The following is a 10,652-nucleotide window of genomic DNA, read 5'->3' on the forward strand; positions in this document are numbered from 1 at the left end:
GACATGGCCCGTAATCTGAAACCGTCAGCACGGGGTGAACTGGAGATCACCGATATCAACCGGCGCTACCTCGAATCGGGCGAGCTTAATGTGTCGATCATGGGCCGCGGCCATGCCTGGCTGGACACGGGTACCCATGAATCGATGTTGGAGGCCTCGCTGTTCATCGAGACGATCGAGAAGCGGCAGGGTTTGAAGATCGCCTGCCCCGAAGAGATTGCCTATCGTCAGGGATACATTACGGCGGAGCAGGTGGCGAAGCTTGCTGAACCATTAAAGAAGAATGCCTATGGGCAATATTTGTTGAATATGCTGAATGAACGGGTTTTCTGAGACGGTGAGTTGGGAATGGTGGGCAGCAAGCCGAAACCGAGTCCCACCCCCCGCTCACTGCCCACCAAAATGAATATCATCGAAACCCCTCTCCCCGGCGTCCTTATCCTTGAACCCAAGGTATTCGGCGACGCGCGTGGCTTCTTCCTGGAAAGCTGGAACAAGCAGACGTTTGCGAAATGCGGCCTCGAAGCGGATTTTGTGCAGGACAACCATTCGCGCTCGGCCAGGGGCGTATTGCGCGGATTGCATTACCAGGTCAACGAGCCGCAGGGAAAACTGGTACGCGTGGTGAGTGGCTCGGTCTTCGACGTGGCGGTGGATCTGCGCAAATCCTCGCCGCATTTCGGACAATGGGTCGGCTACGAGCTTTCGGCTGAGAACCAGCGCATGATGTGGATTCCGCCCGGGTTCGCACATGGTTTCCTGGTGTTGTCCGATAGCGCCGATTTCCTCTACAAGACCACCACCTACTACGCCCCGCAATGGGATCGCGGCATCCGCTGGGACGATCCGCAGATCGGGGTGGCATGGCCGCTCGAAGGAACACCCGTGCTATCCGCCAAGGACCAGGTTCAACCCTTGCTCAAGGATGCGGAGGTCTACGCATGACGACTGTTCCCCGCTCCCCGCTCCCCGCTCCCCGCATTCTCCTGACAGGGGCTCGTGGTCAGGTCGGCTGGGAGCTGCGGCGTACGCTCGGCAGCCTGGGCGAGGTGGTCGCACTGGATTCGCGGGCCATGAATCTGGCCGATGCCGATGCGGTGCGCCGGACGGTACGTGACATTGCGCCGGGCATCATCGTCAACCCGGCTGCTTATACCGCGGTGGACAAGGCCGAGAGCGAGCCGGAGCTGGCGCGTACAGTCAACGCGGCGGCACCCGGCGTCCTCGCCGAGGAAGCGGGCCGGCTTGGCGCGCTGCTGGTGCATTACTCTACCGACTATGTGTTCAACGGCAGCGGCAGCACCCCCTGGAAAGAGGACGCTGCCTGCGATCCGCTCAATGTGTATGGCGCAAGCAAGCTGGCAGGCGAGCGCGCCATCCAGGCCGCCGGCTGTCGTCATCTGATTTTCCGCACGTCCTGGGTGTACGGCGCGCGCGGCAGCAATTTCCTGCTGACCATGCGCCGCTTGATGCGGGAGCGGCCGGAGCTGAAGATCGTCGCCGACCAGATCGGGGCGCCGACCTGGTGCCGCGACTTGGCCGAAGCGACGGCCTTGGTCTTGAGTCAGGTCGCCGCGCCCATGTCAGCCGCGAATCAAGCCGAGCCTTGGGGCGTCTATCACATGGCGAATGCCGGCGAAACTTCATGGCACGGCTTCGCAGAGGCGATCCAGTCGCTCGATGAATTCGACGAGACCTGGGTGCCGGGCCGGCTGGTTCCGATCCCGAGCAGCGATTACCCGACCCCGGCAAAACGCCCGCTCAATTCGCGCCTGAACAACGACAAGCTTGAACAGACGTTCGGTATACGACTGCAGGATTGGCGCGCGGCGCTGGCGCTATGCCTGGAGACAGACGGTAAGTAATACGGAGGAGACGCATGTGAAAGTGTTATTGACCGGCGGTGCGGGCTATATCGGTTCGCATACTGCAGTGGAGTGTTTGGCGGCAGGGCATGAGGTGACGGTGTTCGACAATCTGTCGAACAGCAGCGTGAAATCGCTGGAACGGGTGGCGCAGATTGTCGGCCGACTGGTGACATTCGTACAGGGCGACATTCGCGACCGGACGGCGTTGCGTAGACTGTTCGCGGATCACGCGATCGATGCGGTGGTGCATTTCGCCGGGCTGAAAGCGGTGGGCGAGTCGGTGGAAAAACCGCTCCTGTATTACGACAACAACATCGCCGGCAGCATCGCGCTGTTCGAGGAAATGGCGGCGGCCGGCGTGAAGGCGGTGGTGTTCTCGTCGTCCGCCACGGTGTACGGCGATCCGGCGACGGTGCCGATCACCGAGGATTTTCCGCTGTCGGCGACCAATCCCTATGGCCGTTCCAAACTGTTCATCGAGGAGATGCTGCGCGATATCGCCTTGGCCGATCCAGCCTGGAACATTGCGCTGCTGCGCTATTTCAACCCCGTGGGCGCGCACGAATCAGGACTGATCGGCGAGGACCCGCGCGGCATCCCCAACAACCTGATGCCCTATGTGGCACAGGTGGCGGTAGGCAGGCGCCCGCATCTCAATGTGTTCGGCGGCGACTATCCGACGCCGGACGGCACCGGCGTGCGCGACTATATCCATGTGGTCGATCTGGCGCGCGGGCATGTGGCGGCGCTGAACAAATTGCTGCAACTGGGCGGCGTGCAGACCTGGAATCTGGGCACCGGGCGCGGGGTGAGCGTGCTCGACATGGTGCGTGCGTTCGAGGCAGCCAGCGGCAAGCCGGTGCCGTACCGGATCGTGGCGCGTCGTGCCGGAGACGTGGCGCAATGCTGGGCCGATCCGGCCCGCGCAGCGCGCGAGCTGGGCTGGCGGGCCGAATATGATCTGCCGCGCATGTGTGCCGACGCCTGGCGCTGGCAGGCCGGCAATCCCGAGGGCTATGCCTGAATTGTGCGGAGCTTGCTAGCTCCGGCGTTTGCCGAACAGCCCACGCCCGCGGAAATACTGTACCCCCAGCCAGCCGCCGAACAGCCCGCCGAGGTGGGCGAAATGGGCGACGCCCGCATCGGTGCTGGTGAGGCCGAGGACAAGCTCGACGACTCCATAGCCGAGCACGAAGAGGCGGGCCGGGATGCGGATGAAAGGCAGGAAAATGATGCTGACGACACTGCGGGGAAAATACAGCGCATAGGCCAGCAGGAGGCCGAACACGCCGCCGGAGGCGCCGATGACGGGGCTGCTGCTGTGTAGGAAATAGCCGGAGACGGCGATCTGCGTCATCGCGGCCACCACGACGCTGAGCAGATAGGTCAACAGGTAGCGCAGGTCGTTCCAGCGCCTTTCCAGTTCGGCGCCGAACATCCACACAGCGAACATGTTGAATCCAAGATGGGTAAGCGAGCCGTGCAGGAAGCTGTAGGTGACCAATTGCCACAGATGGAACGTACCGTCCGAGCCCGGCGGCCACAGGGCGAAGATGCGGATGATCTCGGGCCCGGTGACGAGTTCGAGTACGTAGACGAGAACATTCAGCAGGATGAGGATGAGTGTGATCGGCGGCATGGCGGTTGGCGTGTCAGATGGCAGGGAAATCAGCCTGCGGGCTCCCAGTGCTGCAGCTTGAGTTGCAATGACTGCTGCCCATTGAATTCGTTCGGCATCAGCGCATACACGGCACGGATGCGATTGGGCAGCGGGTCGGCCTGGAAGAACCGCATGGCATCGAACGAGGTCTCCCCGCGTGCCAGCTTGAGTTTCAGGTGCTTTTCACCGACGACGCGCTGTGCCACGACATCGAAGGTGGCGGTGAACAGCGGTGCGGGAAAACCCTGTCCCCAGACCGCATGGTCGAACTGCTCGGCGAGTTCGTAGCGGTGCTCGGCGAGGTCCAGTTCGCCGTCGGTTTCGATTCTGCCATCGAGATCTGCAGGGTCGATCAGTTCACGCACCACGGCCTCGAATGCTGTGCTGAACTCCGCATGGCGCCCGGCGGGAATGCTGAGCCCGGCGGCCATGGCGTGGCCGCCGAACTTGACGATCAGGCCAGGGTGGCGCTTGTCGATCAGGTCGAGCGCATCGCGCAAATGCAGGCCGGGGATGGAGCGGCCGGAACCCTTGAGTTCCCCTGTCTCGCTGCGGGCGAAGACGAGGGTGGGGCGGTGGAATTTGTCCTTCAGGCGCGACGCCAGGATGCCGATCACGCCGACATGCCAGCCGGGCTGATATGCGGTGAGGCTGTGGCTGTCGGTCGGGTTGAAGGTGGCGAGGATGGCAAGCGCCTCCTCCAGCATATCGGCCTCGACGTCGCGCCGTGCGCGGTTGAGCGTGTCGAGCTGTTGCGCCAGTCGCTGCGCAATGGCGGGGTCGTCGGCCAGCAGGCATTCGATGCCGAGCGCCATGTCGTCGATGCGGCCGGCGGCGTTCAATCGCGGACCGAGCATGAAGCCGAGGTCGAACACGGTGGCGCGGGCAGGCTCGCGCCCGGCGGCGCGGAACAGCGCGTTGATGCCGGCGCAGGCCTTGCCCGCGCGCATACGCACCAGCCCCTGGGCGACCAGGGTGCGGTTGTTGGCGTCGAGCTTCACCACGTCGGCGACCGTGCCGAGCGCGACGAGGTCGAGCAGGGCGCGCAGATCGGGTTCGGGCGTGTTGGCATAGGCGCCTCGTTGCCGCAGTTCGGCGCGCAGGGCCAGCAGCACGTAGAACATCACCCCGACGCCTGCCAGATTCTTCGAGCCGAAGCTGCAGCCTGGCTGGTTGGGGTTGACGATGCAGGCGGCGTCCGGCAGCGCGTCGCCGGGCAGGTGGTGGTCGGTGACCAGCACGGGGATGCCGAGCGCGTTCGCCGCCGCCACGCCGTCGACCGCAGCGATGCCGTTGTCCACCGTGACCAGCAGATCGGGTTGTCGTGCGGCGGCGAGCGTCACGATGTCGGGCGTGAGGCCGTAGCCGTGTTCGAGCCGGTTGGGCACGATGAAATCGACCTGCGCGCCGAGCAGGCGCAGGCCGCGCACGCCGACCGCGCAGGCCGTGGCGCCGTCGGCGTCGTAGTCGGCGATGATGAGCAGGCGTTTGTTGTCGCGAATGGCGTCGGCCAGCAGCGCGGCGGCGCGGTCGATGTGCAGCAGGCCGGCGGGCGGCAGCAGCTGCGGCAGGCGGTGGGTGATTTCGTCTGGATGGTTGACGCCGCGGGCGGCATACAGCCGCGCCCAGGCGGGGGCGAGCCCGGCCTGCTCGAGGGCGGCGCGGGCGTCGGCGGGGCAGGGGCGGATAGTGATGGACGGCATGACGGAATTGTATTGGCAGACGGGGCGGAACGAGCGAATCAGGGATTCAGAATCTGGTGAAGTGCCGATTCTGTCCGCCGCGGACACGGAGTACCATCGTGCCATGAGCCATTTACTTCCGCTTTCCCGTGTGGCCAAGCTGGTCGGCCAGCCGCGTCATGCGCTGCAGGAAATGATCCGTGGCGGTGTACTGGCAACTTTTGACGGCATGGTCGAGCTCGACGAATTGCTGCGCGTGTTCCCGGATGTGAAGTGGGACGACGATGCCGAGTTTCGCCGGGTTCAGGAAATCAAGGACAAGGCGTTCGCCAAGCGGGTACTGGAGCGTGCGCTGCCCGACAAGGACGTGCTGGTGGCGCGCCTGAACGCGCTGGGCAACGACTATGCGGCAGCCAAGGCCTTGCTGCTGCATTACGGCAACGTGATGACCTGGCTCGACGAGAAGATCGACGAAATCGAAGAAGACCAAAGCGCGGAAACGCGCCATGCCTTGCTTACCGTGCGCGCATTTCTGCTGCGCAATCTGACCGAGGTTCCGCCGGATGCAGTACAGGCGCAGGCGACGATTGCGCAGGAAAGGATATTCAAAATCATGTCAGCCCATGTGACCATCCAGCCCAGCGGCCACGAATTCTACGTGGAGGGCAACGACACTCTGCTGGAAGCCGCGTTGCGCAATGGCGTGTCGCTGAATTACGGCTGCAGCAACGGCAATTGCGGCGACTGCAAGGCGCGCGTGCTGTCGGGCGAGGTGACGAAAGTCCATGCGCACGACTATGTCCTGAAAGAAGCCGAAAAAGAAGCCGGGGTGGTCCTGCTGTGCGCCTATGCGCCGGTCAACGACGTGGTGATCGAAGCCAACGTGGCAGGCGCGCGCGATATTCCGGTGCAGCAGCTGACCGCCAAGGTGAAGTCGATCGAGGTGTTCAACCCGCACATGGCCGCGCTGCATATTCTCGCGCCGCGCAGCCAGCGCCTGCGTTATCTCGGCGGCCAGAGCGTCGACGTGTCGATCGACGGGGTGAAAGGGCGCTACGCCATTGCCAGTTGCCCGTGCGAGGATCGCCACATCGAGATCCAGATTCCGCGCCGGGCGGACGATGCGTTTGTCGAGAGCGTGTTCGGCAGCTTGAAGGCCAATGACGTGGTGAAGGTGGAAGGCCCTTTCGGCGAATTCGTGCTGGATGAGGACTCGCCGCGTCCGGTGATTTTCCTCGCTTTCGGCGCGGGCTTCGCGCCGATCAAAAGCCTGATCCAGCATGCCATGTCGCTGGAACTGGCCGAGTCGATGGACTTGCACTGGCTGGCCGATGAGGCCGGGCATTATCAGGACAACCTGTGCCGCGCCTGGACCGATGCGCTGGACAATTTCAATTACCTGCCGCATGCGCAGACCGATGACCTGGAGGCCGCGCTGCAAAGCATCGTGATGGATTACCCGGATCTGCATCGCTTCGACGTATATGCAGCTGGAACCGCAACGCAGCTCGAGCAGGCGCGCCGGCATTTCGTGGCGGAAGGCTTGCATGAAGCACGCTGGTTCGCGGGGGTGATGGATACCTGAATGTGCCGCTCCCTGCGCTATCTGTGGGCGTTGCCGGTTACCTTGTTGGGCGTGCTGGCCGCGCTCGCTGCACGGGGGAGCGGAGGTGCTGTACGGCAGGTGGAAGGTGTGCTGGAAGCTGCTGGCGGCTGGCCGGCATGGGTATTGCGACGCGGCTTTCCGTTCAGCGGGCCGGTTGCGGCAATCACGCTGGGACACGTCGTTCTGGGCGTGTCATCGAGCGTCCTGGCCGCGACGCGCATGCACGAGCGTGCGCATGTCAGGCAATTTGAACGCTGGGGTGTTTTTCTGTTGATGCTGTATCCGCTGGCCGGGTTGCTTGCGTGGTTACGCGGCGGCAATCCCTATTGCGACAATTTGTTCGAGCGCGAGGCACGGATGGCAGAAGTCGCAGGCCAGGAGGTATCCAGGCGATCCCGCCTGGCCGGAGATCAGTCGACGGGGCGGTGAGATGCTTCGCCAGGGTCGCCGGTGTCGGGGTCGATCCAGTCGGAAATTCCGATCTCCTCTTCGGCCTCTTCCACCGTTTCGCCAGGCTCGTAGTCGCTGTCGGCGTTGTACTCCATGTCCTGTACGGCTTCCATCAGACTGGCAAAGGGACCGTATTCCTCGCCGGTCATGGCATCGATCCAATAGCATCCATCCGGCCGCTCGATGATGCGGGTGTGGTCGTATTCAGCAGGGGTCTCGGGTATGGCAGGTTTCATGATGCGTCCTCCGTGCCTTGACTATAGGGCGGGAAGCCGGGCAGGGCAAGCGTCAGGCTATGCGCCCGAGCAGCGTCAAGCCGATCAGGGCGGCCATCGTCAGCGCCAAGTGCAACCAGCTCCATAGCCGAAAATGCCGCACCAGCGCGGTGACTTCGCGGTTGGCGATCAGGAAGGGGCGGCCATGCGACGGCTTGCGCACAAGATGGATGCCGTCTTTCAGGCGGATATCGAGATGAGCGAGGTCGACTTCGTCGGATGCGGCCTGGCGCGCGTGCTCCCACTCGTCAAGACTGATTTCGCCGTCGCGGTCGGCGTCGAAACGTGTCAGGAGTGCAGTCTTGTCGACCTTCCATTCGGTCAGCAGCGTAGCGAGATCGGCCTTCTTGTCGAGCACGGCATTGGGACCGCCCAAGGTCACGTGGTCGCCGATCACGTAAATGGTGTCGCCTTCGATCAGCGTCCATTCTGTTTTGCGATAACCGCCTGAGGTCGCGACCTGTTTGCGCGAAGTCAGAATTTCCGCGCCGTCAGGATCGACCAGTACGCTGCCGCTGCCGTCGTCCACGCCGAACGTGTCATGCGATATTCCGGATTCGACGTATTCCCAGCGGTCACCGTTCTTGCGCTCGATGCGGTAGCGGTACCACAGGCAGGGCAGGCCGTTGACTGGGCTGATCAGGTTGTCGCCCGGCGGCTGGCTGCCGCGCCCGACGAGTTCGATGTAGCCTTGCGGCGCCGAGGCGATGCGCGAGGTCGGCGTATCTGCCACGGTGCGATAGCGCTTGAGATTGGCAAACCACGCCCAGAAACTGGTCAGCCCGACCAACGCAAAACTGATTTGCCAGCCTAGATGGGAATGCAGCTGGAAGCCGAGCAGCAGAATGGCCAGATTGCCGCCGCCCAGCGCGAAATTGGTGTAGTCGTGCTGCCATTCGGCCGTCCAGCGCACCGGGAGCATCAGCGGTCGAAGAGCTGCTTCAGGTCAACGTCTTTCTTTTCCTCGGCAGCGAAGCGTAACAGCGGAAACAGACGGAAGGCGAACAGACGCGCCACGAGGGTGTCGGGAAACTGCTCCACCCGCACGTTATTGACGTTGACCGAATCGTTGTAGAACTCGCGACGGTCGGCAATCGCGTTTTCCAGCCCGGTAATGCGCGCTTGCAGATGCAGGAAGGTTTCGTTGGTCTTCAGTTCGGGATAGGCCTCGGCAACCGCGAACAGATTGCCAAGGCCCACGCGCAATGCGCCTTCGGCCTGCCCCAGCGCGGGGATGTTCTGCGATTCCCGGGCGCTCGCGACCTGGCTGCGCGCGTGCATCACTTTTTCAAGCGTCTCCTGTTCGAACTGCATGTATTGCTTGCAGGTTTCGACCAGCTTCGGCAGCTCGTCATGGCGCTGCTTGAGCAGGATGTCGATATTCGACCAGGCCTTGCCGACGTTATGCTTCAGCGTGACAAGCTGGTTGAAGATGAACACGCCATAGACGGCCGGAAGTGCGAGCACGATGAAGAAAAGCAGGAGGCCGGGCATGGTTGCGTTCCAGATGATGAGGTCGCAGAAATAGCGGACGACAGCCGTTTAACTTGAGCGGGCGTCAGATGCGTGCGGTGAGAATGCCCGCGATTTCAGCGTCGGTGAGTGCAATCGGATTGGTTTTCATGCTGCTACCGCGGCTGTTGGCCACGATGCGCGGGATATCGGCGTGCGTCACACCGTACTGTGCCAGAGTTGGAAGCTCAAGTGCGCGTGTCCAGGCGTCGAGCGTATCGATCAGGGCGGCGTGCGACGCAGTCTGGTTCAGTTGGCCCTGCTTGCTCAGCAGGCGCCCCACTTGTGCGTATTTTTCCAGCGCCGGGTGATCCGCTTCGCGCGCTTGCAATGCCTCGATATTGACGCGCGTGGCCTGCGCCACCAGCGTGCCGCACGCGACGCCGTGCGGAATCGGGAAGAATGCCCCCAATGGTGCGGCCAGCCCGTGCACCGAGCCGAGCCCGACCTGCGCCAGTGTGATGCCCGATACCAGCGCCGCGTAGGCCATGCGATTGCGCGCCGCCGCATCGCCGGCATCGGCATACATGGCCAGCAGGCCGTCGCGGGCGGCCTTCATGCCACCCCAGGCGAGTGAATCGGTCAAGGGGGCGGCGCGGCAGGAAACGTAGGACTCCAGCAGCTGGGTGAAGGCATCCATCCCGTTCGCCGCGATCACTGAGGCAGGGCAGGTGGCGAGGAGATCGGGATCGACCAGTGCAACTTCGGCCACCAGTTTTTCGTCGCGGAAGGATTTCTTGAAGCCATCCGCGCCCTGCACGCTTAATACGGCGTTCTTGGTCGCCTCCGAGCCGGTGCCAGCGGTGGTCGGTACGGCAATGAACGGGGTGGCCGGACCGACGTACGCGAGTTCGGGCCCCACGCCTTCCAGGTGGTCCATCACCGAGTTGCCGGGTATGAGCAGACCGGCAATCGCTTTGGCTGCATCCAGCGCGCTGCCGCCACCGAAGCCGATGACCACGTCAATGGATGCCGGGCGCAAGGCGAGCACGGCCTCATCCACCATCTGCGGAGACGGTTCGCCCGGAATGGCCAGATGCAACCATGAAACCCCCTGTGCCTTCAGCCCGTCCGTCACGCTTGTCCAGAATGGCGAATTTCTCAGCGAATTCGCGCCAGTCACCAGCAAAGCACGCGTGCCGTAGGTGCGGGCAATTGCCGGCAACTTGCCGAGCACGCCGGGGCCGAACTCGATGCGCGGCAGGCGCGACAGGGAAAAAGCGGAAATATGCACAAGCGGACTTTCTATCGACGGGACGCCAAATGGTAGCGAGTTTGCCGACACATTGTCTGCACAATAAGTGTGCATGGTTTCCGGCTGTTTCGCGCTGTCGGCCGTTATCGCCATCTGTGCCTGCAGTGGCAGGGTCCATTCAGTCGATTGAAAACATTGGAAATGTTGCCAATGGCGCTTAATGGGCTTTGCCATAAAGCCCGCAAGTGTTGACGGGGCTAAACACGCTTTGCTATAGTTCCGCTTCTCGATTGACGCGGTTTCATTTGCGACAGGCGCGGGGTGGAGCAGTCTGGCAGCTCGTCGGGCTCATAACCCGAAGGTCGTAGGTTCAAATCCTGCCCCCGCAACCATTTCGAAAATAA

Annotated in this window: 12 protein-coding genes and 1 tRNA gene; 7 read left to right on the forward strand and 6 right to left on the reverse strand. The window is 62.9% G+C overall.

What is annotated here, in order from left to right; genetic code table 11:
• The 4 genes from ABT23_RS13905 to galE form a co-directional block, all read left to right on the forward strand.
• Positions 1-333 (forward strand): sugar phosphate nucleotidyltransferase (locus tag ABT23_RS13905; RefSeq protein ID WP_296636537.1); only part of this gene is annotated, 333 nt, incomplete at its 5' end.
• Positions 334-402: 69 nt separating this feature from the next.
• Positions 403-945 (forward strand): dTDP-4-dehydrorhamnose 3,5-epimerase, encoded by a 543-nt coding sequence (gene rfbC, locus ABT23_RS13910; RefSeq protein ID WP_296636539.1) that lies wholly within the window; start codon positions 403-405, stop codon positions 943-945.
• Positions 942-1,865 (forward strand): dTDP-4-dehydrorhamnose reductase, encoded by a 924-nt coding sequence (rfbD, locus tag ABT23_RS13915; protein WP_296636542.1) that lies wholly within the window; start codon positions 942-944, stop codon positions 1,863-1,865. Before rfbC ends, rfbD begins: the two co-directional genes overlap by 4 nt.
• Before the next feature lie 16 nt (positions 1,866-1,881).
• Positions 1,882-2,892, forward strand: a complete 1,011-nt coding sequence (gene galE / locus ABT23_RS13920; RefSeq protein WP_296636543.1) for a UDP-glucose 4-epimerase GalE — start codon at positions 1,882-1,884, stop codon at positions 2,890-2,892.
• Positions 2,893-2,907: 15 nt separating this feature from the next.
• Here the strand turns inward: galE and ABT23_RS13925 are convergent, their stop codons facing one another.
• Together ABT23_RS13925 and recJ are read right to left on the reverse strand one after the other, a co-directional pair.
• Positions 2,908-3,507, reverse strand: coding sequence for a rhomboid family intramembrane serine protease (locus tag ABT23_RS13925; RefSeq protein WP_296636546.1), 600 nt, complete (start codon positions 3,505-3,507; stop codon positions 2,908-2,910).
• Positions 3,508-3,536: 29 nt separating this feature from the next.
• Complete coding sequence (gene recJ, locus ABT23_RS13930) at positions 3,537-5,231, reverse strand: single-stranded-DNA-specific exonuclease RecJ (protein WP_296636548.1); 1,695 nt, start codon at positions 5,229-5,231, stop codon at positions 3,537-3,539.
• Between the two features lie 103 nt (positions 5,232-5,334).
• On the opposite strand from recJ, the gene ABT23_RS13935 reads away from it, so the two are divergent.
• Complete coding sequence (locus ABT23_RS13935) at positions 5,335-6,795, forward strand: 2Fe-2S iron-sulfur cluster-binding protein (protein WP_296636551.1); 1,461 nt, start codon at positions 5,335-5,337, stop codon at positions 6,793-6,795.
• A complete protein-coding gene (locus ABT23_RS13940) occupies positions 6,796-7,245 on the forward strand; it encodes a hypothetical protein (protein WP_296636555.1) in 450 nt (149 codons plus the stop codon). It abuts the gene before it with no gap.
• On the opposite strand, the gene ABT23_RS13945 is transcribed toward ABT23_RS13940, so the two are convergent.
• The 4 genes from ABT23_RS13945 to ABT23_RS13960 form a co-directional block, all read right to left on the reverse strand.
• Positions 7,227-7,502 (reverse strand): hypothetical protein, encoded by a 276-nt coding sequence (locus ABT23_RS13945; protein ID WP_296636558.1) that lies wholly within the window; start codon positions 7,500-7,502, stop codon positions 7,227-7,229. The two genes, ABT23_RS13940 and ABT23_RS13945, sit on opposite strands and share 19 nt — an antisense overlap.
• Positions 7,503-7,554: 52 nt before the next feature.
• A complete protein-coding gene (locus ABT23_RS13950) occupies positions 7,555-8,463 on the reverse strand; it encodes a hypothetical protein (protein ID WP_296636561.1) in 909 nt (302 codons plus the stop codon).
• Entirely contained in the window at positions 8,463-9,035 is a 573-nt protein-coding gene (locus tag ABT23_RS13955; protein WP_296636563.1) for a LemA family protein, read from the reverse strand. The genes ABT23_RS13950 and ABT23_RS13955 overlap by 1 nt, the downstream gene beginning before the upstream one ends.
• Positions 9,036-9,099: 64 nt before the next feature.
• Positions 9,100-10,287 carry an iron-containing alcohol dehydrogenase gene (locus tag ABT23_RS13960; RefSeq protein ID WP_296636566.1) on the reverse strand — a complete coding sequence of 396 codons (1,188 nt, stop codon included), beginning with the start codon at positions 10,285-10,287 and terminating at the stop codon, positions 9,100-9,102.
• 276 nt (positions 10,288-10,563) lie between these two features.
• Here ABT23_RS13960 and ABT23_RS13965 point away from each other — a divergent pair.
• A tRNA-Met gene (locus ABT23_RS13965) sits at positions 10,564-10,640 on the forward strand.
• Positions 10,641-10,652 lie beyond the last annotated feature (12 nt).

This window comes from Thiobacillus sp. SCN 63-57, from assembly GCF_001725555.1.
In the GTDB taxonomy this organism is placed as follows: Bacteria; Pseudomonadota; Gammaproteobacteria; order Burkholderiales; family Thiobacillaceae; genus Thiobacillus.